This is a genomic window from Paenibacillus dendrobii, from assembly GCF_009807035.1.
Taxonomy (GTDB): domain Bacteria; phylum Bacillota; class Bacilli; order Paenibacillales; family Paenibacillaceae; genus Paenibacillus_AQ; species Paenibacillus_AQ dendrobii.
In genome coordinates, this window is the sequence record NZ_WUBI01000001.1 from 3,051,657 (window position 1) to 3,072,784 (window position 21,128).

The window sequence follows — 21,128 nt, forward strand, 5'->3', positions numbered from 1 at the left end:
TACGAAAGTGCAACGAAAATCTTGAAGTCCAAATCTGCATAATACCCGGCACCTCTACTATCCCTTACCCCAGCACAACCTTTCCTCACAATAAAAAGCCCTTTCTTCATCTCGTGAAGAAAGGGCCACAATGACTGTCGTTTATCCTTATTAGCTACACCGCTGCGCGAATCCGCTCGAACAGCACGTTATTTTCCAAGTGAATATGCTCAAATGTATCCTTCTCCAGCAGCGCAAGGCGTTGATATACAAGCCGGTACGTGCCGCAAGCGTCCGCAGGGAGCGCGAAATCGCTCGTGATTTCCCGCAGCTCCTTCAGCAGGTTCCCCGCCTGCTCATGCTCCTGCTCCAGCTCGGTTACATGCGGCTTCAGCTCTGCCGAAGCCTCGGGACCGGGCTGCGCAACAAATTTCATAATCAGTGGAAATACGTTTTGATCCTCATCCTCAGTATGCTCAAGCAGTTCCTTTTTCAAGTCCTCAAAAATCTCCTGCACCCGCAGCAGCTCCGGATGATGTTCTCCATGCACGCGGGCCAGCTTCGTCACATATGGCGTCAACGCGGGAAGCTCCTCGCGCAGGAAGGCGTGATGCTTGTTCTGGATGTAACCGATCAGCTCGGGCTCGGTCAAATCTCCGGGTCTGCGCTCGTGATATTCCGCCATTTTCACTTCAAGGGTCTTTATTTGCTCTAGCACCGCACCTGGATCAAGCTTCCGTTTGGCAGCCGCCTCCTCCAAAGGGATTTTACCGCCGCAGCAAAAATCGATGCGCAGCGCACGGAACAGATCCGCGGATTGGGGAATGGCCGTGACAATATCGGAAACTTGCGTTTGCAGCGTGATTGGACTCATAGGAATAACCTCCAGTGATTTGTAGAGTGTGAACGTTTCGGACTACCTGAGCAAAGCATCCCGGTGGGGCTTTTCCCGCGCCGCTGCTTGCTATAGGTCCAGTATAAAGTTCGGTCTCCCCATTTCGTGTGATTCCGGTCATACGAATAATCAACGATTTGTGAACCCTGCTGTTCGCCTGTTCATGATAATACTCCGTAAATATTTTCCTGAAATCCATTCCACACTGCCATACTTGTATGGTAGTATGGTGAAAATAGGAGGTGACTTTTCATCGATACTACGATGCATTCCACTGCCTCAGCAGGCAGCGTCGTCTACACCCGGCTGAAACAGCAGATTGTCAGCCTAGAGCTTCAGCCTGGCACTCCCCTTTCCGAAAAAGAAGTCTCCCTGACTTTTGAAGTCAGCCGCACACCCGTCCGTGAAAGTTTTGTCAGACTGGCCCAGGAAGGGTTGGTCATCGTGCTTCCGCAGCGTGGAACCCGCGTCAGCCTGATCGACTCCGAGCTCGTGGAAGAGGCCCGCTTCATGCGGGAGCAGTTGGAGAAGGCCGTGATTCGGCTCGCCTGCGATTGTTTTCCGGACGATATGCTGACTCTTCTCGGCAACAATGTATCACTGCAGCTGGAAAGCATGGAACGGCAGGACGGCAAGCGCATGTTTGAGCTGGACGAAGATTTTCACCGTATTTTGTTTGAAGGGGTCCGCAAGCGGGGCACCTGGAATGTCATCCAGCAGATGAACGCGCACCTGAACCGCAGCCGCATCCTTTGGCTGTCCACCGATCCCCACTGGGGCGTACTGTGCGAGCAGCATCAAGACATGGTCCAAGCCATCCGCAGCCATGACGCGGACCGTGCCGAGCAGCTCATGAAGGAGCATCTCAGCTTAAGCATATCCAACCTGGCAACGCTGAAAGAACAATACCCGGATTATTTTAAATAATTGATTGGATTCTTTGATTCTAAGTTTCTTCTTATCTCCACTACATATAAAGGCGGTGCAAAACATGCGTATGGTTTTCCGCTGGTTCGGCGAAGACAATGATACCGTCACGTTGGATCAGATCAAGCAAATTCCGGGTGTCGAAGGGCTCGTGTGGTCGCTGCATGATGTTCCTGCCGGAGAAGAATGGCCTATGGAAAAGATAGAGGCAGTCAAGCGACAAGCAGATTCATATGGTTTTCATCTGGATGTTGTCGAAAGCGTGAACGTACATGAGGATATTAAGCTAGGCCTCCCCAGCCGTGACCGCTATATCCAAAATTACATCCGGACGATCGAGAAACTGGCGGCCGTTGGCGTTAAGGTGATTTGCTACAACTTCATGCCCGTGTTCGATTGGGCTCGGACCGATCTGCACAAGCGGATGGACGACGGTTCAACTGCCCTCTTTTTTGAAAAAGCGAAAATACACGGCATCGATCCACTCGAGCTTGTGCAATCCATCAATCAGAGCAGCATGCTGACGATGCCCGGCTGGGAGCCTGAGCGCCTAGCTCATCTGACCTCGCTGTTCGAAGCCTATCGGAACGTGACGGAGGAAGACCTGTGGGATCATCTCTCCTACTTTTTGGAGGCCGTCATTCCGACTGCCGAACGCTGTGGCATCCAAATGGCCATTCATCCGGATGATCCGCCATGGCCGATCTTTGGGCTGCCTCGCATCATTACCGGCCAGAATAACCTGCGTCGTTTGCTATCTCTGGTCGACAGTCCATCCAACGGGATCACGCTGTGCAGCGGATCACTCGGGGCTAACCCGGCCAATGATATCGTAGGCATGATTCATGAATTCCACGAACGGATTCCGTTTGCTCATATCCGCAATGTCCGCGTATACGACAATGGCGATTTTATCGAAACATCCCACCGAACGCAGGACGGGACCGTTGATATCTCCGGCATCGTAAAGGCGTATCACGACAATGGTTTCAACGGATATGCCAGACCGGACCACGGACGCCATCTCTGGGGAGAAGAATGCCGACCGGGTTATGGACTGTATGACCGCGCACTTGGCATTATGTATCTGTGGGGACTATGGGATGCCCTGGAGAGAGTCTCGCCAATAGCACAGTCAGCACAGTCAGCACAGTCAGCACAGTCAAAGCAGCCATCAGCCTCCTCTCAGCGCAACTAAAAAAGGGGCTGTCCCTTGGTCTATTCGACCGGGGCAGCCCCTCATTTTTTATTCAACCGCTAATACGACCGTGCCGATCCCCGAGACGGTTATTCCCTCTGGATTCAACATTTGCACCTGTTCTTCTCCGAACAGTAAAATCCATGCTCCCAAAGCGGGAAGCTTCAATTGAGTCTCCTCTGATCTCGCATGATACAGCACATATAGATGCTTGGCCGAATCCCCTCCGGCATGCTCTCGCAGCGTATAAGCTACACAGCCGGCCGGCGCCTCTTCAAATACGAGATGCTCTCTGATTAGCGCCGCCGTCCGCAGTCGGAATCCCGCATGCTCCTTACGGAACCGGATCAGCTGCTTCATATAATTGACATCGCTCCAATGAGCAGCACTACGTTCCCAATCCATCCAGTTGATCTCGTCGGGAGATCTATAGCTGTTCTCCACTCCGCTTTTTGTCCTCATAAATTCCTGGCCTGCATGGATAAACGGTATGCCCTGGCTTGTGAGAATCATAGCGGACCCCAAGCGATGCATTCTTCTGCGCTCTTCCTCGGTACATCCTTCAGTCGAGAGAACAAGCTTGTCCCACATGGTATGATTATCGTGGCATTCCGCATAATTGACGCTTTGAACCGGCTCGGAAGCAAACTGACGCAATTTCCCGTTATATTCAATTCCTCCGGCTACGCCTTTTCGGATATCATTCTCATAACCGCTTGCGCCGCTGATAAACCCTTTATGTTCATGAATGAATATGCTTCCCTTTACTGCATCCCGGAATCCATCATTAAATTGTCCGATCCCCGGAAGCAAATGTGCATTCCCCTGAATAGCCCGCTCCTCTGCAGGAAGCGTCGTACTCATATTCCAGCCCTCGCCAATCGTAATAATGGAAGGATCGATCTCGTCCAGACGTCGGCGGATTTCATTCATTGTTTCGATATCTGTCAGACCCATCAGGTCAAAACGGAAACCATCAATGTGGTACTCCTTCACCCAGTGCAGGACGGAATCAACGATGAATTTGCGTGCCATTTTCCTCTCCGAAGCAAACTCATTGCCGCAGAATGAACCGTCCGAAAGCGCCCCGTCGCTGGTGTAACGCAAATAATAACCCGGTACCAGCTTGGTGAAGTTGATCAGATACCAATCATAGACGTGATTGTAGACGACATCCATAATCACGCGCAGGCCTTTGTCATGCAGCGTCTGGATCATCTGTTTCATTTCTGTAATCCGCACGGATGGCTCGTATGGATCGGTAGCGTAAGAGCCTTCGGGAACATTATAGTTTTTCGGATCATAGCCCCAGTTGTACTGCGGAATGTCCAGCCTTGACTCATCTACGCTTTCTGTAGAATAGTCATACACCGGCAGCAGCTGAACATGCGTAACACCAAGGCTCCGGATGTGGTCAAGCCCGGTTGAAATGTTCTTTGGTCCCTTCGTTCCTTCTTCGGCAAGCCCCAAGTACTTCCCAGGATGAGATATGCCGCTACTCGGATGAATGGACAAGTCACGAAGATGCAGCTCATAAATCACGGCATCCACTGGAGAAGCCAGCAGAGGCTTGTCCGGTATCCAGTGGCTCGGATCCGTTGCAGACAGGTCGACAATGGCCCCGCGGTCTCCGTTGATACCCACGGCTACTGCGTAAGGGTCCACCGCCTCATTCCACTGCTCCCCGATTTTAACCTTATACTTGTATCCGATTCCCTTGTAATCGCCTTCTATCCGGAGCACCCAGGTTCCTTGCGTATCTCTGACCATCTCCATCTCTTCAGCAAACGTACAAGCCCACACCGGGTACAACAGCACTTTTACTTCCGTAGCCGTAGGAGCCCAAACACGGAACTTCGTTTCTTCAGGCGTATAGCGTACGCCTAGATCATCGCCGTCGTAAGCATAAAAAAAGTCAAAATCAGCATCAAAGACAGAAATGCCGTTTGTGGTAGCCGGATCTCCATAGTCTACAACGACATCATGTTCCTTTTGTACCGCCACATCAGCCACCCCTAAAATTTTGTAATTATGTTCATTATAGCAAGCCATGGCGGGAGATGTACCCGCTTTTGAACTGTTCCGGACCGATTTTTTTGAAAATAATCATATTCGCTCGCTCCTCAAGAGAGCTTATTGTGCCTTTTCCAGCTGCGGTAACGTTCTGATATCATCAATTCAATCTTTATGTAGTTGTCCAATGTATCTTCGACATGATAAATCGTAGGCAAGCCACTAGCCAATCGGGTTACAAAATCTTTCGCCGTGTAAAAACTGGCTCCTCACGGAATCCCTTGCCTTGCAGTTCCTGAGCGATTTGATCAAGCCGATCGATTGCTTCCTGCTTCACGGGATACGGTTCGTATGTTGGATTTATCGTCTTTCTATCCGAATACAACCGACCCTTAATGATATTAACAATACAGACTTGTTTTCCTTCCGTAATCACCAAATGCCGATAGTCCTTAAAGGTCTTTCCCTGCTTGGTGAACACAACCTCTATTTTGTTGTATATGCTCGTCCCTCCCTATGTCATATCATTGACTTCAAGACTGATTCATGATGTCAACCATAGCCTACAGCAGGTTATGATTGAAAGAAATCCGTCAAATGAACCATAAGCCTTACCGATACAAAAAAAAGAAAGCTACTCACGCTCTGAATAGCTCTCTCCGTATAATTGCATCAGCATGTGTGCCGAGCCCTTCTTAGTTGTTAAAATCCCTGTAGAAACATAAAAATTACTGTCCTCTCCTCCAACATCCCATCCCGCCTACTCCCACGTCGTCTCTCGCCTATTTCTGAGATAATAATTGGTGTCCGCCCATGTGAGGTTTAATCGAGTAGAAACTGGAAAGAAACTGGTTCAATTGTGAACGAAAACGAATAATAATTAGTGTCCACGAAGAGAAGGGGAAGAGACGGGAAAACCATTGGGGATAGGAAATGATCGAGTCAAAGCTTGAATAGAGAATCGAGAAAAGCCTTGATGAGACTGGATTTATGCTTGAGTAAAGGATCGGGGAATGGCTTGAGGAGGCTTTAATAGGTAGAGAAAAGACTGGAGGTTTGGTTGGAGTTATGCCGACCAGTTTCCAGTCTTTGGTGAGTTTGAGGACAGTTATTTCGGGTGAGGACAGTTATTTAGGTGGTTGGACAGGAATTATTGTTGTTGTAAAATCCCGCTGACGCATCGCCTCAAACAGCATCACCGTCGAAGCCATGGCCACGTTCAGCGATTCCGCCCGGCCCTTCATCGGAATAATCACCGACTCGTCCACCAGCTGCTGCGCAGCGTCCGATACGCCTTTGGCTTCATTGCCGACAAGCAGCCATGATGCCTTCGTAAAATCATACCCGTAGCATGTCGATGTCGCTTGCAGGCTTGTGCTAACGATCCGAACGCCCTGTTCTTTGGCTTCGGGGATAATCTCCAGCAAGTCCCCTTCGATAACAGGAAGATGAAAAATCGACCCCATGGTGGAGCGAATCGTTTTCGGATTATGAATATCCGCCGAGCCTCGTCCTACAATCACTCCATCTGCCCCGGCAGCATCCGCTGTACGGATAATGGTACCGACGTTGCCTGGATCCTGAACACCATCGAGCACGATAACCAAGCTGTTCTTTCGCTGCAGAAGCAGGCCTATCGCCGCTGATTGCTTTCGGACAACCGCAAATACCGGCTGCGGCGTTTTGGTATCCGAGCACTTGGCAATAACCGCTGCGGAAACCCCGATCCACTCCACTTCGGTTCCCGCCCCTGTCATATGCAAGAGCTCATTGGGAATTCCCTGATCAACATCGAATGCCACGCACTCCAGATCAGCTCCGGACCGTAAAGCTTCCTGTACCAAATGAATGCCTTCAATAATATATTTTTGCTGCTTGTCCCGATGTTTCTTCTCAAGCAGCTGCGCCCATTCTTTTACACGGGCATTTTGCGGTGATAAAATATCCATGAATACCGTCCTTCTTTAAGCCATGCTTATCAACTAAATTGCCCCGCAGGCTCACTTTGGATACGCAAGCTCCAGCTTCGTCAAATCTCTTTTTTCGCCTACGATTACTAAGATGTCGCCATCTTCCAGACGGTCATCCGCATACGGCGAAATATTCATTTTGTTCCCCCGTTTGATTGCCATGACGTTGCAGCCAAACCGCGCGCGCACGTCAAGCTCCTTGAGGTTTTTTCCTACCATATCTTGTGAAGCCTTCATTTCAACAATGCTGTAATCGTCGGAAATCTCAATGTAATCCAAAATATTAGGAGAGGTCAGATGGTGCGCAACCCGCATACCCATGTCCCGCTCCGGATAAATGACCTTATCTGCCCCGATTTTATTCAACACTTTCCCGTGAAGCTCATTCTGCGCTTTGACGATAATCGTTCCCACGCCGATATCCTTCAAAATAAGCGTCGTCAAAATGCTGGACTGGATATCTTCGCCTATAGCGACTACCACAACATCAAAATTCCGGATGCCTAGCGCTCGCAGTGCTTCTTCGTCCGTGGAATCGGCCGATACGGCATGCGTTACAATATTGGAAACCGCCTGGGTACGCTGTTCATCTGAATCAATTGCCAAAACATCAAAACCCATCTCGCTGAGTGCATTGGCTACACTAAATCCGAAGCGCCCCATACCTATGACGGCGTACTGCTTTTTCGCCATTTGTTAACCCCCCGGGTTATAGAAGTCTATCCTGATTATTATATCACAGAGCTCGAAAAACTTGAATTTTGGCGCGATGCTCGGGGAACATTATGTTTGTACCATGATTCTTTGGATGGAGGGAAAATAATGCCTATAACACTTGATTTGCGCCAGGCCATTATTCATAAGGTTCATGGCAGCGATGACGCAGGTCTCCGCGAAATGATCGAGGGCTCGGTGGACGGACCGGAGCAGGCCCTGCCAGGACTCGGCGTTATTTTTGAAATGATTTGGAAGAACATAGATAAAACCAAGCAAGATGAACTGGTCCATATCGTGCAGGAGCATTTGAAGACCGTGACTCCGGGTCCGCTGACCTAAATCCCTGAAACGCAAAACGAAAAACCCTCCGCGAAGCCGCGGGGGGTTTTTGATAATGAACAAGACTTAAGGTGCCGTATCCAGGAACTTGGCGTTCGGATTCTTTTCCATCGCTGTACGCATCGCATATTCGTTTTCGAACAGGACAACGTAGTTGCCTTTCTTATCCTTCACAAGCGTCGAATTGATCCGGAATTTGCTTGGATCGATATCCTTGTCGATGATCCAGCGCGCAAACTGGTATGGCATCCGCTGAAGCTGCACATCGACGCCATATTCGCCTTTCATCCGGTATTCAAATACCTCGAACTGGAGCTGGCCTACAACGCCGAGAATCGTATCATCGAAGCTGACGGTACGGAACACTTGAATGGTGCCTTCCTCTGTCAGCTGATCAATCCCCTTTTGGTACTGTTTATGCTTAAGGGCATTTTTAACGGTTACCTTCGCGAAAATTTCAGGAGAGAACGTCGGCATCTCATCGAATACCACTTCACTACCCTGGCTCAGCGAATCCCCGATTCGGAAAATGCCCGGGTCAAACAGACCGATAATATCGCCCGGATACGCTTCCTCGACGATATCTCTGTCCTGTGCCAGGAACTGCTGCGGCTGCGACAGCTTGATATCCTTGCCCGCACGTACATGCTTAACGCTCATGCCACGTTGGAATTTTCCCGATACGATCCGCATGAAGGCGATCCGGTCGCGGTGGGCAGGGTTCATGTTCGCCTGGATTTTAAATACATAGCCGGAGAACTTCTCATCCGAAGGCTCAATCACGCCTGCAGTACTGCTCCGCGGCTGCGGCTTCGGTGCAAGCTGCAAGAAGTTCTCAAGGAACGTTTGCACACCGAAGTTGTTGATGGCGCTTCCGAAGAACACTGGCGTTAGCTCACCTTTGAGGACCTTATCCATATCAAAAGGGTCGCCGGCAACGTCCAAGAGTTCAAGATCTTGGCACAGCTGGTCATGCAGATACTCCCCTGCCATGTCGCGAATGATCGAATCATTGTAGTCTTCGACCTTTTGCACTTGAATCGTGGAGTGGTCGTTCCCCTGGAACAGCTCCACCTGATTCTTCATCCGGTCATATACGCCGCACAGATCGCGTCCGGTACCGATCGGCCAGTTCATAGGCACGGAGCGGATCCCGAGCACTTGCTCGAGCTCCTCCATCAGCTCAAACGGGTTGCGACCTTCCCGGTCCAATTTGTTAATGAACGTGAAGATCGGTATTCCGCGCTTCGCACATACCTGGAACAGCTTGATCGTCTGTGCTTCGACGCCTTTGGCCACGTCAATCAACATGACTGCGCTGTCGGCAGCCGTCAACGTACGGTAAGTATCCTCACTGAAATCTTGGTGACCCGGTGTATCCAGAATGTTAATGCGATGTCCCATATAGTCAAATTGCATCACGGAAGAGGTTACCGAAATCCCCCGCTGTTTTTCAATTTCCATCCAGTCACTGGTTGCATGCTTGCTGGCTTTACGGGCTTTCACTGTACCGGCTAACCGGATGGCTCCCCCGAACAGCAGCAGCTTTTCCGTCAATGTCGTTTTACCCGCATCCGGGTGGGAAATGATGGCGAATGTTCTCCGCTTTTCAACTTCCTGCTGCAAGGCCTGATCTATCCCTTTACTCATTTCACTATTCCCTTCATCACTAAAGTCATGTCTATTATTGTACCACATTCCCTACGCAAATCACCCCCATGCATGATCTGCATGAGGATGATATTTTACAAATATTTATTTACTCAGCTGCCACACGACGTTATCTTCATCCTGACCGTTGACAGGCCACCAATGGAAGCCATCTTCTGCAAGCAATTGATCGGCCTCTTTCGGCCCCCAGGAACCCGCAGGATAGTGGCAAGGGCCTTCGGCATCCTGTTTCCAGGCTTGCGCAATGCGGTCTACGAACGACCAAGCAGAGGCAACCTCATCCCACCGCGTAAAGTATGTCGAATCTCCGCGTGCCGCATCGTGCAGCAGACGCTCATACGCTTCAGGCGAGTTGATCCCCACCATGCAACTTTGGCAGAAATCCATCGCAAGCGGTTCGATTTCGGACTCCGATCCCGGTTTCTTCGCATTAATCTTGACATAGATGCCTTCCATTGGGTTCACCCGAATGACCAGCAGGTTCGGTTCAAGTTTATGTTTTTGTCCGAGATATACATTATTCGGCATGCCTTTGAACTCAACCACGATTTCCGTCGTCTTGACCGGCAGTCTCTTGCCAGTCCGGATATAGAAAGGTACGCCTGCCCAGCGGAAGTTATCCACGAATACACGGGCCATAAAATACGTTTCCGTATTGGAGTTCGGATCCACTTTATCTTCATCGCGGTAAGCCGGTAAATCGCGACCACGCGAGCTACCCTGCACATACTGTCCACGGACGACGTTCTTCTTCACTTCTTCCGCGTTGGCGTAAGGACGGAGCGAACGGAGTACTTTCACCTTCTCATCCCGGATATCTTCCGGAAGCAGACGGCTCGGTGGCTCCATGGCGACCATCGTGAGCATTTGCAGCATATGGTTTTGTCCCATGTCCCGCAGCGCTCCAGCATGATCATAGTAGCCTCCGCGTTCTTCGACACCGACGGTTTCGCCGAGGGTAATTTGAATGTTCGCAATATGCTTATTGTTCCAGAGCGGTTCAAAAAATGCATTCGCAAAGCGAATGACTTCAATATTCTGTACCATTTCCTTACCGAGGTAATGGTCGATCCGGTAAATCTCTTCTTCCCTGAATACTTGGCGAATTTGCTCGTTAAGTTCTTCAGCCGATTTAAGATCGTAACCGAAAGGCTTCTCGATGACGAGACGCTGCCAGCCGGCTCCTTCCAGCATGCCTCCCTCTTTCAGGTTGAAGGACACGCTGCCAAAGAGTTCAGGGGCAAGTGCCAAGTAGAAAATACGGTTGCCCGGGATATGGAAACGTTCTTCCAGAGCTACCGTTTGTTCATTCAGCTCACGGAATCCGTCGACATTGTTGATATCCAGGGATTTATATTCAAAATGCTGTGCAAAGGATTTAAAGTCTTCGTTATCTTCCGCTTTGTACCGGCAAAATTCCTGAATGGAATTGTAAATATCCTCACGGAATTCTTCCTGTGTGCGCGGACGGCGGGCTACGCCGATCACGGCAAAGTCCTCAGCCAATTTTCCTTCACGGTATAAACTATAGATTGCCGGGAACAACTTGCGTTTAGCCAAATCTCCGGTTGCCCCAAAAATAAAAAATACAGCGCCTGGTGTCGGTAACATTTCTAAATTTTGATTTTCAGCCATGGCCCTCATTCTTTCCTATATAGTATAGTGTGTTTTTTTATACAAAAAAGGAATTTAAGCCCGCACTCCTACAGGCTTGTGAAAATAATGCTAAAAATGATGTTACGTCATTTTAGCATATTCATGAAAATGATGCTATTAGTTTTCTTACAAAATTACTCAGATATTATGACCGTTTCTTTACATATGTATCCTCGAATTAATATTCGATGGTAATCATGGGGAGCCCAATCGTAACGCGGTTTTTCCCGCTCATATCATCCTCATGGACGGCCACTTGCATGTTCAGCCACGTACCGCCACTTCTGACGCGCGAAGTCAAAGCCGGCACTTGATAAGCATTGCTCACGGTCGTTGCATCCGTATAAGTCTCCATTTGTACAGCATCCAATTTATGCTTCAAGCTGTCCTCAATCCGATTCATGGTATCTCCAGCATCCGCATTCCCGCTTGTGCTGCCCTGTAAGGAAGCATTCCACGCTGTATCAATCCCGGCATCGCGCATTTTCTTGCCATACTCTTCCTGCAAATGGGTCAAACGGCTCCATTCTTCGGGACTCCCAGCTTCCAGTTGAATAATGATATAACTCTGGTCAGGGGAAATTTCCTGCCAGTTAAAACGTACGTTTACCGCATTCTTGTCATCTATGGCCCTGTACGTGATGTGACCATTCTCCGTTAGCTCATTCACAGGCGGCAACTCCAAAGACTCGGAAAGTTTCTTGGCTGCCGCTTCGGCATCCTTATCCCCGTTACTTTCCCACGTTCCCTGCCATTTAACAACCACGCGCTGTGGCTGATCCACCATTTGATTTCCGAGGTCAAGCAGGGTTTGCAGCTCGCTTGCTTCCTTGGCTTCCGCTATCGTTATGCCATTCCAGAATTGAACCCACATATATCCCAAAACGGTCACGCAAACCAGACCCGCACCCATCCATTTAGCAGCTGCTTTCATCCCCATTCATCCCCCTGTCCAAACTATCAATCTACTAAAAAGGATGTCCAAGTTCAGAGATTTCTATACCTTACGAGGAAGAGGATAAATGGGTGAATAACCATGGCGCGTCAGCCTACATCTGAATACATTGTTAACAAAATAGAAGAGGGAGGATTGACCTTTTACATGATCCCGATATACCCCCTTTCAGAGGAAACGATCCTTCAGCACCGTGGCAGAATGGTGCTGGCATGTATGCATGACGGCAGAACTTATATTGGAAAATTAACGCATTGTAAGGATGGTCAAATCATATTGGATGGTGAGGAAGAAACAGCCCTTCATGCAGCAAACGTAAAATCGCCTAAAAAACGTCCGAACGCCGCCAAAACGAAAAAGCCTGCCCCCAAAGCGCAAGTCCGCGGCTTCTATCCGTCGTATGGTTACGGCTACGGGTACCCTTCTTATGGCTATGGATACGGTTCTGGAGCCGGCCTTGCCCTAAGCCTTGGCTTGCTTGCGCTGCTCTTTCTGATTTAGGAAAATAAAATGCACCCGAAGCTGTCACAGCCAGGTACCTGTAAAGGTCCTTGACTGTTCACGCAAGGGTGCATTTTTAAATCCGTACATGGTAATCATTTATTACTCGGCGAGGCCGTTCTTATATGCATAAATCGCTGCCTGGGTCCGGTCATCCACGCCCAGCTTTGCCAGAATATTCGTGACATGAAACTTAACCGTCTTAATACCGATAATCAGATCATCGGCGATTTCCTGGTTGGACTTGCCTTGAGCGAGCAGGCGCAGCACGTCCATTTCACGCTCGGTAAGCTCCTTATGGGCAGGAGCTTCCGTCTCAGCATGGCGGAATCTGTTCATCATCTTCGAGGCAACCTGGGATTCCAGAACAGACTGTCCACGAGCTGCCGCTCGGATCGCTTCAGCGATTTCGCTTGCTCTGGAGGTTTTCAGCAGATAACTGAAAGCTCCTGCTTCAATTACCGGGTACATCTTCTCATCATCCAGATAACTCGTCAGTACAATGACCTTGCACTCCGGATATAGCTTCAGCAGTTGTCGGGTTGCTTCAATCCCGTCCATTCCATCCATAACCAGATCCATCAGAACAACATCGGGCTTATATTCGCGTGCCAAACGGATGCCTTCCTCGCCGCTGCCGGCCTCACCCACGACTTCAATCCCATCCTCCGTTCCGAGAACGGCGGCAAGTCCAATGCGGACCATCTCATGATCATCCACGAGAAGTACCTTAATGGCCGGTTTTTCCATGTCCTCCATTTGTCTCTTCGCCTCCCTTGTCTTCATTTACGATCGGAACCGTAATTTCGATTCGCGTCCCTTTGCCAGGAGCCGTTATGAATTGAATCGAACCGCCAATTTCATTCACTCGTTCCTGCATATTTGAAAGGCCGTAAGAGGCCTGCTTTTTCTCGTCCAATTCAAAACCCTGACCATCATCACGCAGCATAACCCATACAGTGTCCTGTTTCTGATGAATCCGGATTTCCATTTTTTCCGCCTTGGCGTGCCTCAGCGTATTCGACATGGCTTCCTGAATGATCCGAAACAGATGATTTTCGATCCCTTTCATCAACTGAATCCCTTCATCCATTTCAAACACGATATCCATCGGTACTTTAACCTTAAGCTCTTTAACAAGCTCTTTCAAGCCCTGCTCCAGTGGCTTACCTTCCAAGTATACAGGTCGCAGATGCAGCAGCAGTGCTCTCATCTCCGACTGCGCCACGGCAGCCATCTCCTCGATCAAGGCAACCTGCCGCTGGGCTTTGTCAAAATCCTTCGCAAGCGTTCGTCCAACAGCCGTCGCCGTCATCGATATCGCAAACAGCTGCTGGGATACAGCATCATGAAGCTCACGTGCGAGGCGCTGACGCTCCTCTACGATCGCGGATACCCTTGCCTGCTCGGCAAGCTGCGCGTTATTGGTGGAAAGACGCTGAAGAGAAGTCACCTGCTCCTCCCACTTTTTGCTGATTCGTCCAAGCTGCTCTCCAAGGCGTCCGACTTCGTCCACACCAAGTTCAGGTACATCCTTCGACAGATTCCCCTTCTCCCAGGAGAGAAGCGTATCCCGCAGCAACTCCAACCTCCGTTTGGTCCGGTAGCTTTGGTAAAAGCCATACACCGCTCCAATGCCTACCGGAACGAGAACTAGAGTCGTCATCGCCTGCACCACTCTCTTCCAAGAATCAAACGGTGCTAAATAACCATATGTATACAACACATAAAAAATAATAAATAGCAAAATAAAAGAAAGAAGGGCCCCCTCGCCCATGCTCCGGGAGACCATATTCACCGGTTTCTTTGATTTCATGCGAGGAACCCCCTTTTTCCTAAGATATGTTAATGTCCAAATCCCCAACGAGATACGAAACGATGAACTTTACCTTTTGATCACTGGTATCATAGTTTGGCGACTTCCAGTTCAAGCGGTTCATGATGCCGTTATCCCGGTGCCCGCGAAAATCAATCGAACCAAACATCACAAATGCCTCAATCTCCACGCCGTAATATTCCGGAACTTGCAGGTCCATATCACCCATGATTCCCTGGAACATCATAACGGTCTGCTTTTCTTCCGGCATGGCCAGCGACAGATCAAGATCCGCCTCTCCAAGCACATGCCATACACTCATGCTGCGCATGACCCAAGGCTGCTGATCCCAGTCAAAATGCGAAGAGAAATTCTGCTTTTGAAGGAAACCTTCCTTAGGCTGCACCTTTTTCGCCTTGATAAAAAAGAAACCCAGCGATAGCAGTGCAATGCCGAGCACCATCATCAGGTGATCCAGCACCAGTAGAATAGCGCCGACGGCCAGCAAGCGGTAGCCTCTTTTCACCTTTCCGGTGCGGATCGTATAAATGCCCATCAACAAAAACAAGAGTGCGACGATGGTAAAGAAGCCGACCCACTTGCCGACCAGCATGAGAAGGCCAATGCCGATGAGTATAAGCGCAATAATGCGATTTCTTTTTTCCATGCCGCACCTCCTTGTGATGACTTGTTACAGGTATAGTAAAGGTTCGAAAAGCCATACGGTGCAATAATCACACCAATATGGCTCTCCTCTTTTTAGATCGACTGAACAAAAGAATTCGCTCTTTATTCACTTTTCATAGCATATCATATTGCCCAGTATTGTGAATACTTATTCTTTCGTTGTTTTCACAGCGTTGCTAGATGGGTTCATTTTGCTTTTTAAAGCGTTCAGCTGCTCTTCAACCTTCAATTGCTTTTCAGCATCTACCGGACTTGCGAGCGGACTCGCTGTAGGCCGGTAAGGAGCGCGCATAACGTCGGCTTCAGCTTCCAGCTGCATGATTTTTTCCTCCATACGGTGGAATCCAAGGGAAGCACTGCCGCTTTCGATGGTATGCAGGCTATTGATTTGGGACATTTGCTTTTTGGCTTTCGCCATTTGAGCGCGAGTCACCAGCTCATTGCGTTTATTGCGCATTTTGTAGAATTCGTCTTTCATGTCATGCAGCTGTTGTACCAGTTCCTTGGCTTGATTTTCGGACTGTACATGCAGATCGCGGTATTCCGTAATTTTTTGATCGAAGTAGATCTTTTCTTCCAAAAGCTTACGGGCCACTTCTTCCTGACCGTTCTTCAGGGCCAGCTCAGCTTGAGACTCGCGCTGTACGGACATTTTCTCGGCTTCTTCCACGCGTTGCTTCATGCGGCGCTCGTTGGCCATTTGCTTCGCAACAGTCACCTCTGCCTCGTGAATTTCTGCCTCCATATCGCGCAGATACTGGTTCAACATTACGATCGGATCCTCTACTTTATCCAGCAATTCATTTACCGACGCCTTTGTCATATCTTTCAATCTTTTAAATACTCCCATGTTTTACACTTCTCCCTTCTCATATTTAGACAGTTTTTTCTTCAGATCTTCAAGCTCTTTCTTCATAGCCTTTTTTTCGATATCTTCCATCATGGCATCCAAGTTGGATGCTTGGGAAGAGAAGCCTCCGGCAGGTCTGCTGCCAAACGACGGGTCATTATATTTGCTTCTTGGATCAAAGGATGGGCCGCCATAGCCGCCGTTTCCTCCATAAAAGTTGCCGTTGTTCCCAGGCTGACCGCCATGATATCCGCCTGGTCCAGGACCATATGGATTATAAGGAGGCACAGGCTCTTTCGGAACAACCAGAGATGCGATGAAGTAGATGAACAACGTGGTTCCGCCGGTGAAGAAAATCGAGATGATGAACAGAATCCGCAGCAGCGTGGAATCAATCCCCATCGTCTCCGACAGTCCGCCGCAAAGCCCTGTGACCATCTTATCCCGCGTCGAACGGTAGAGTTTGCTCATGATGTTACTCCTTTCCGCTGTTGTTCAGCTTTTGTTTCAACCGGGCCATTTCCTTTTCCAAAATGCTGGATACCGTTTCGCTGGCCTGGTCTAAGTACTGTTGACCCATACGGCGCAGATCACGCAAGCTTTGAGCTTCGAACTCCCAATCGGAGATCCGATCCTCGAGACGGTTGAACATTTTCGGTACATCCTGTCCGCTTCCGTATCCTTCCCTCCGCTGGTTCATACGCTGCTGGAGCCGAAGCGTCTCCATACGTGCCGCGTAGTATTGGCGTTTGTTATATACCGTTTGATACTCCATTTTCAGATCATTGAGCTGACTTTCCAGATCCACCAGAGAGTTCCGTGTCGTGTTCAGTAGATCACTGTATTGTTCCAGCTTTTCTTCATAAATAATCTTTTCTTGTAAAGCCAGTTTAGCGAGATGATCCTCTCCGGCCTTCAGAGCCAGAAGCGCTTGTTCTTCGCGTTTGTTTTTCATCGATTCAGCTTGATCCGCCTGCTGCTTCAACTGTCTCATATGAGCTGTTGACTGCTGTACAAGCTTCTCAGCTTCGACAATGTCATCCCGAGTGGTTGCCAGAAACTGATCGATCAGACGCACCGGATCCTGACTTTGCTCCAAACGTTCATTTAAATTAGCTGCGGTGATATCGCGCACCCTACGAAAAACACTCATTTTGTGTAGCCCCTCCTTATTCGTTTTTTTCTTCATTGTAGTTATTTATGTTAGTAGGAATTTCTTTTTCCCTTCAGAAGGGAGATTCCGAAGATCACCAGCGCGATGCCGAGCAGCGGTCCGATGAACCAAGACAGTTTCGCCAGCAGGGACAAGGCACCGAACGCGAGGATGATGGTACCGATCACTACTCTGCCTCTGCGGATTCCGTAATAGCCAAGGACGATCATCAGAATCGGGAAGAGCAGACCAATCAGTTTACCAAACAGTGGAGCGAATAGACCGAAGAGCATCAAAGCTCCAATGGCAATCAATACGATTGCTGTTCCGTTGTTGCGGTTTTTCATGTGTTTCTCACTTCCTTTCATTGCATCAACCTTATGTCTTTATTTTAGGTGGTTCAGCCCTTTTCCAAAACAGACTACAGACGGTTTTTCATCCTAGACCTTAGTCGGGGAACGATTCAGACCTAAGGCTATAACGGGGTTAACTCCCTAAACCCTTATTTCCTATGATCCTTCTCTCAGCGATATTCACATATAAACGGCAAAGAGCGTTGGATATTCTCCAACGCCCTCATGTTTTGTTGTACGGCTGCTTATTAAAACTACAGATTAGCTGGAACCTGTTCCGTCGATGCACTAGCTGTTTTGCCATCATGCTTAACCAGAGAAATGAACAATAGCGCCAGCAGCATTCCGCTCGAGGCATAAATGAACAATGAACCATAGCCGAAGCTGTCGATGATCAAACCAAGCAGCGGAGGTGAAGCTATTGCCGCGAGTGAGGAAACCAGGTAGTACAATCCCGTACGCGTACCAATACTGGTTTCACTGCCTATGGATACGATAAATGGATACGAATTGATATTAATTAAAGCCCAGCACATACCTCCCAGCGCCAGTAAAATGCGCAGCAGCAATACGGTCTTCGCCAGAGGGATGGCCGCGAATACGACAAACAATCCGATGACGCCCGATATAATGATTTTTCTCTTGCCATACCGGTTTCCAAGCCATCCGCTTGGTATTGCAAACAATACGAAAAACAAGGAAAAGAATGTGAGCGAGAACGAAGATGCGCTTTCGGATAATCCGAGATAGTGTTTCCCGTATAAAGTAAACAACGCTTCGACCCCTTGATAGGAGACAAACCAGAAGAATATGGCAGCAAGCAGCAGTATCGTCGTACGATCGAGTTCTCCCTTCAGCTTAATCTTGGGCTGTCTTTCGGCAGGCGATGATACAATGACGTCCCTTTTCTCCTTAATGAAGCGTACCAATATGAATAGAGAAAACAACGTAATCACTGCGGCTGCCAAGAATGGAAACGCAGGATTTGCTTTATATAATATCGAGCCTGCCCCAAAGGCCAGTATCCCTCCAAAGCCTCCCATGAAATTAATAATTCCGTTCGCCCTCGTCCGCTGGCTATCCGGAGTAATGTCCGGCATCAACGCGACCGTAGGAGACCTGTACACGCTCATCGCCAGGTTCATCAGCATCATAAATAGAACAAGTGTGATCAGGCTCGTATGTAATGGAATCAAAATAACAAACAACGCAGCGATCGGCATCCCAATCATCATAAACGGCATACGTTTACCAAATCGGGTGTTCGTCTTGTCACTCAGATTGCCAATCCATGGCTGCAGAAACAGTGCAAAGTAATTATCAATGGTCATCATAAATCCAATTAATGCAGTACTCTTGAGATAAGGATCCAGAAAAAAGGGAACAAATGCATTATAAAGCGACCAGGTGATACTTATGCTAAAAAATCCGAATCCAAGCAGCCATGTTTTCCTCATGAGGTATGAACCTCCATTCCTACTGTCAGCAACTTACCGCCATCCGCTGTCATATGCCGTTGAAGCGTTTTCATAAATATACATTCCGAACATCTTACTTCTGTTCCTGAGCAAGTGAGGAAATATTTCACCGGCAGGCCCCCATTCCAAATGGTTATATTTGTATTTAGTATACAATAAGTTCATTCTCAGATTGTTTATTATTTTTAAAACGTTCTTCAACGGAATGTAAATTTCTCTGTACAAATCTACAAATATGGTTACACAAAAAAGCTCATGATCTGATTAATCAGATCATGAGCTTTTGCATTCATAATGCTGGTGAAGGGACTTGAACCCCCACTCCGTCGCCGGAAGCGGATTTTGAGTCCGCCGCGTCTGCCATTCCGCCACACCAGCAAGATACGCGCCCTAAGAGATTCGAACTCCTGACCTTTTGATTCGTAGTCAAACGCTCTATCCAGCTGAGCTAAGGGCGCATGTTTAGTTGTAATGGAGGCGCCACCCAGATTCGAACTGGGGATAAAGCTTTTGCAGAGCTGTGCCTTACCACTTGGCTATGGCGCCATAAAAAGATTTGGAGCGGACGACGGGAATCGAACCCGCGACCCTCGCCTTGGCAAGGCGATGCTCTACCGCTGAGCCACGTCCGCATAACTGGCTGGGGATATAGGATTCGAACCTATGCATGACGGAGTCAAAGTCCGTTGCCTTACCGCTTGGCTAATCCCCAACAGTTTGAAAATAAATGGGGCGATCGAGGGGACTTGAACCCCCGAATGCCGGAGCCACAATCCGGTGCGTTAACCCCTTCGCCACGACCGCCATATCAAACATATTCTTCAAAACAAAAAACTATGTGGCAGGGGCAGCAGGAATTGAACCCACACTAACGGTTTTGGAGACCGCTGTTCTACCTTTAAACTATGCCCCTATATCTGGTGGAGGCTGATGGATTCGAACCACCGAACTCGTAGAGAGCAGATTTACAGTCTGCCGTGTTTAGCCACTTCACTAAGCCTCCATAAATGGTGCCGGCGAGAGGACTTGAACCCCCAACCTACTGATTACAAGTCAGTTGCTCTACCAATTGAGCTACACCGGCTTTTATTTACTTATAATTACATGGTGGCTCGGGACGGAATCGAACCGCCGACACGAGGATTTTCAGTCCTCTGCTCTACCGACTGAGCTACCGAGCCTAACTATATCATGTATAACAAATCAGTGCAAACACCAAAAAGTTAAATGGCGGAACCGACGGGATTCGAACCCGCGATCTCCTGCGTGACAGGCAGGCATGTTAGGCCTCTACACCACGGTTCCACAGAGGCACTTTCTATGTAAGAAAGTAATTGCGGGGGCAGGATTTGAACCTGCGGCCTTCGGGTTATGAGCCCGACGAGCTACCGGGCTGCTCCACCCCGCGTCAGTAATAAAAGTATATATGGTGGAGGCTGAGGGGATCGAACCCCCGACCCTCTGCTTGTAAGGCAGATGCTCTCCCAGCTGAGCTAAGCCTCCATATATATGGCTTGTAATTTAAATGGTGACCCGTAGGGGATTCGAACCCCTGTTACCTCCGTGAAAGGGAGGTGTCTTAACCCCTTGACCAACGGGCCTAACTATAATGGCGGAGAGAGAGGGATTCGAACCCTCGAGACGCTTTTGGCGCCTACACGATTTCCAATCGTGCTCCTTCGGCCAACTCGGACACCTCTCCATAATGGCTCCCCGAACAGGACTCGAACCTGTGACAACTCGATTAACAGTCGAGTGCTCTACCAACTGAGCTATCAGGGAACAATACTTAATTCAGGTTTAATCACCTGAAAACTAGATACGAAACGAATTTGTGTTTTAGTTATTAGGATAAGCCCTCGACCGATTAGTATTGGTCAGCTCCATGCATTGCTGCACTTCCACCTCCAACCTATCTACCTCGTCGTCTTCAAGGGGTCTTACATACTGGGAAATCTCATCTTGAGGGG

The 21,128-nt window shown here is 48.9% G+C and carries 19 protein-coding genes, 16 tRNA genes and 1 rRNA gene; 4 read left to right on the forward strand and 32 right to left on the reverse strand.

Annotation, left to right across the window (positions count from 1 at the left end; all coding sequences use genetic code 11):
• Positions 1–154: 154 nt before the first annotated feature.
• A complete protein-coding gene (gene ric / locus GRF59_RS13450; RefSeq protein ID WP_160498023.1) occupies positions 155–853 on the reverse strand; it encodes an iron-sulfur cluster repair di-iron protein in 699 nt (232 codons plus the stop codon).
• Between the two features lie 285 nt (positions 854–1,138).
• Between ric and GRF59_RS13455 the strand changes: the two genes are divergently transcribed.
• Together GRF59_RS13455 and uxuA are read left to right on the forward strand one after the other, a co-directional pair.
• The gene (locus GRF59_RS13455) at positions 1,139–1,801 is read left to right on the forward strand and encodes a GntR family transcriptional regulator (protein WP_160498024.1); all 663 of its coding nucleotides are present in this window, start codon (positions 1,139–1,141) and stop codon (positions 1,799–1,801) included.
• Positions 1,802–1,865: 64 nt separating this feature from the next.
• Positions 1,866–2,999, forward strand: a complete 1,134-nt coding sequence (gene uxuA / locus GRF59_RS13460) for a mannonate dehydratase (protein ID WP_160498025.1) — start codon at positions 1,866–1,868, stop codon at positions 2,997–2,999.
• Positions 3,000–3,047: 48 nt separating this feature from the next.
• Here uxuA and pulA read toward each other — a convergent pair whose 3' ends face one another.
• The 3 genes from pulA to GRF59_RS13475 all read right to left on the reverse strand — a co-directional run bounded on the left by pulA (position 3,048) and on the right by GRF59_RS13475 (position 7,675).
• A complete protein-coding gene (gene pulA / locus GRF59_RS13465) occupies positions 3,048–5,003 on the reverse strand; it encodes a type I pullulanase (protein WP_160498026.1) in 1,956 nt (651 codons plus the stop codon).
• A gap of 1,136 nt (positions 5,004–6,139) precedes the next feature.
• Positions 6,140–6,961, reverse strand: coding sequence for a TrmH family RNA methyltransferase (locus tag GRF59_RS13470; RefSeq protein WP_160498027.1), 822 nt, complete (start codon positions 6,959–6,961; stop codon positions 6,140–6,142).
• A gap of 51 nt (positions 6,962–7,012) precedes the next feature.
• Entirely contained in the window at positions 7,013–7,675 is a 663-nt protein-coding gene (locus GRF59_RS13475; protein ID WP_160498028.1) for a potassium channel family protein, read from the reverse strand.
• A gap of 129 nt (positions 7,676–7,804) precedes the next feature.
• Between GRF59_RS13475 and sspI the strand changes: the two genes are divergently transcribed.
• Positions 7,805–8,038 carry a small acid-soluble spore protein SspI gene (gene sspI / locus GRF59_RS13480; RefSeq protein ID WP_160498029.1) on the forward strand — a complete coding sequence of 78 codons (234 nt, stop codon included), beginning with the start codon at positions 7,805–7,807 and terminating at the stop codon, positions 8,036–8,038.
• Between the two features lie 66 nt (positions 8,039–8,104).
• Here sspI and GRF59_RS13485 read toward each other — a convergent pair whose 3' ends face one another.
• The 3 genes from GRF59_RS13485 to GRF59_RS13495 all read right to left on the reverse strand — a co-directional run bounded on the left by GRF59_RS13485 (position 8,105) and on the right by GRF59_RS13495 (position 12,299).
• The gene (locus GRF59_RS13485; RefSeq protein ID WP_160498030.1) at positions 8,105–9,688 is read right to left on the reverse strand and encodes a peptide chain release factor 3; all 1,584 of its coding nucleotides are present in this window, start codon (positions 9,686–9,688) and stop codon (positions 8,105–8,107) included.
• 105 nt (positions 9,689–9,793) lie between these two features.
• Positions 9,794–11,344, reverse strand: coding sequence for a glucose-6-phosphate dehydrogenase (gene zwf / locus GRF59_RS13490; protein ID WP_160498031.1), 1,551 nt, complete (start codon positions 11,342–11,344; stop codon positions 9,794–9,796).
• Between the two features lie 199 nt (positions 11,345–11,543).
• Entirely contained in the window at positions 11,544–12,299 is a 756-nt protein-coding gene (locus tag GRF59_RS13495; RefSeq protein WP_160498032.1) for a YwmB family TATA-box binding protein, read from the reverse strand.
• 102 nt (positions 12,300–12,401) lie between these two features.
• On the opposite strand from GRF59_RS13495, the gene GRF59_RS13500 reads away from it, so the two are divergent.
• Complete coding sequence (locus tag GRF59_RS13500; RefSeq protein WP_237391742.1) at positions 12,402–12,821, forward strand: hypothetical protein; 420 nt, start codon at positions 12,402–12,404, stop codon at positions 12,819–12,821.
• Between the two features lie 102 nt (positions 12,822–12,923).
• Here GRF59_RS13500 and GRF59_RS13505 read toward each other — a convergent pair whose 3' ends face one another.
• The 25 genes from GRF59_RS13505 to GRF59_RS13625 all read right to left on the reverse strand — a co-directional run.
• Positions 12,924–13,571 (reverse strand): response regulator transcription factor, encoded by a 648-nt coding sequence (locus tag GRF59_RS13505; RefSeq protein ID WP_160498278.1) that lies wholly within the window; start codon positions 13,569–13,571, stop codon positions 12,924–12,926.
• Positions 13,552–14,637 carry a sensor histidine kinase gene (locus GRF59_RS13510; protein ID WP_160498034.1) on the reverse strand — a complete coding sequence of 362 codons (1,086 nt, stop codon included), beginning with the start codon at positions 14,635–14,637 and terminating at the stop codon, positions 13,552–13,554. The genes GRF59_RS13505 and GRF59_RS13510 overlap by 20 nt, the downstream gene beginning before the upstream one ends.
• 19 nt (positions 14,638–14,656) lie before the next feature.
• A complete protein-coding gene (gene liaF, locus GRF59_RS13515; RefSeq protein ID WP_160498035.1) occupies positions 14,657–15,304 on the reverse strand; it encodes a cell wall-active antibiotics response protein LiaF in 648 nt (215 codons plus the stop codon).
• Positions 15,305–15,472: 168 nt separating this feature from the next.
• Positions 15,473–16,174, reverse strand: coding sequence for a PspA/IM30 family protein (locus tag GRF59_RS13520; RefSeq protein ID WP_160498036.1), 702 nt, complete (start codon positions 16,172–16,174; stop codon positions 15,473–15,475).
• Positions 16,175–16,177: 3 nt separating this feature from the next.
• Positions 16,178–16,645 carry a PspC domain-containing protein gene (locus GRF59_RS13525; RefSeq protein WP_160498037.1) on the reverse strand — a complete coding sequence of 156 codons (468 nt, stop codon included), beginning with the start codon at positions 16,643–16,645 and terminating at the stop codon, positions 16,178–16,180.
• Between the two features lie 4 nt (positions 16,646–16,649).
• Complete coding sequence (locus GRF59_RS13530; protein WP_160498038.1) at positions 16,650–17,327, reverse strand: PspA/IM30 family protein; 678 nt, start codon at positions 17,325–17,327, stop codon at positions 16,650–16,652.
• 50 nt (positions 17,328–17,377) lie between these two features.
• On the reverse strand, positions 17,378–17,674 hold the full coding sequence (locus GRF59_RS13535; protein ID WP_160498039.1) for a LiaF transmembrane domain-containing protein: 297 nt from the start codon (positions 17,672–17,674) through the stop codon (positions 17,378–17,380).
• Positions 17,675–17,934: 260 nt separating this feature from the next.
• A complete protein-coding gene (locus GRF59_RS13540; protein WP_160498040.1) occupies positions 17,935–19,137 on the reverse strand; it encodes an SLC45 family MFS transporter in 1,203 nt (400 codons plus the stop codon).
• 316 nt (positions 19,138–19,453) lie between these two features.
• A tRNA-Leu gene (locus tag GRF59_RS13545) sits at positions 19,454–19,536 on the reverse strand.
• A gap of 6 nt (positions 19,537–19,542) precedes the next feature.
• Positions 19,543–19,616 (reverse strand) — tRNA-Arg (locus GRF59_RS13550).
• Positions 19,617–19,630: 14 nt separating this feature from the next.
• Positions 19,631–19,704: transfer RNA gene (locus tag GRF59_RS13555), tRNA-Cys, on the reverse strand.
• An 11-nt stretch (positions 19,705–19,715) separates the two neighbouring features.
• A tRNA-Gly gene (locus tag GRF59_RS13560) sits at positions 19,716–19,790 on the reverse strand.
• Positions 19,791–19,795: 5 nt separating this feature from the next.
• Positions 19,796–19,870: transfer RNA gene (locus tag GRF59_RS13565), tRNA-Gln, on the reverse strand.
• A 16-nt stretch (positions 19,871–19,886) separates the two neighbouring features.
• Positions 19,887–19,962 (reverse strand) — tRNA-His (locus GRF59_RS13570).
• 35 nt (positions 19,963–19,997) lie between these two features.
• A tRNA-Trp gene (locus tag GRF59_RS13575) sits at positions 19,998–20,071 on the reverse strand.
• A gap of 5 nt (positions 20,072–20,076) precedes the next feature.
• A tRNA-Tyr gene (locus GRF59_RS13580) sits at positions 20,077–20,161 on the reverse strand.
• Between the two features lie 5 nt (positions 20,162–20,166).
• Positions 20,167–20,242, reverse strand: a tRNA-Thr gene (locus GRF59_RS13585).
• A 21-nt stretch (positions 20,243–20,263) separates the two neighbouring features.
• A tRNA-Phe gene (locus GRF59_RS13590) sits at positions 20,264–20,339 on the reverse strand.
• Between the two features lie 47 nt (positions 20,340–20,386).
• Positions 20,387–20,463 (reverse strand) — tRNA-Asp (locus GRF59_RS13595).
• Between the two features lie 29 nt (positions 20,464–20,492).
• Positions 20,493–20,566: transfer RNA gene (locus tag GRF59_RS13600), tRNA-Met, on the reverse strand.
• Between the two features lie 19 nt (positions 20,567–20,585).
• Positions 20,586–20,661: transfer RNA gene (locus GRF59_RS13605), tRNA-Val, on the reverse strand.
• Positions 20,662–20,684: 23 nt separating this feature from the next.
• Positions 20,685–20,759 (reverse strand) — tRNA-Glu (locus GRF59_RS13610).
• A gap of 9 nt (positions 20,760–20,768) precedes the next feature.
• A tRNA-Ser gene (locus GRF59_RS13615) sits at positions 20,769–20,860 on the reverse strand.
• A 4-nt stretch (positions 20,861–20,864) separates the two neighbouring features.
• A tRNA-Asn gene (locus GRF59_RS13620) sits at positions 20,865–20,940 on the reverse strand.
• 65 nt (positions 20,941–21,005) lie between these two features.
• Positions 21,006–21,128 (reverse strand): 23S ribosomal RNA (locus GRF59_RS13625); the annotation flags it as partial.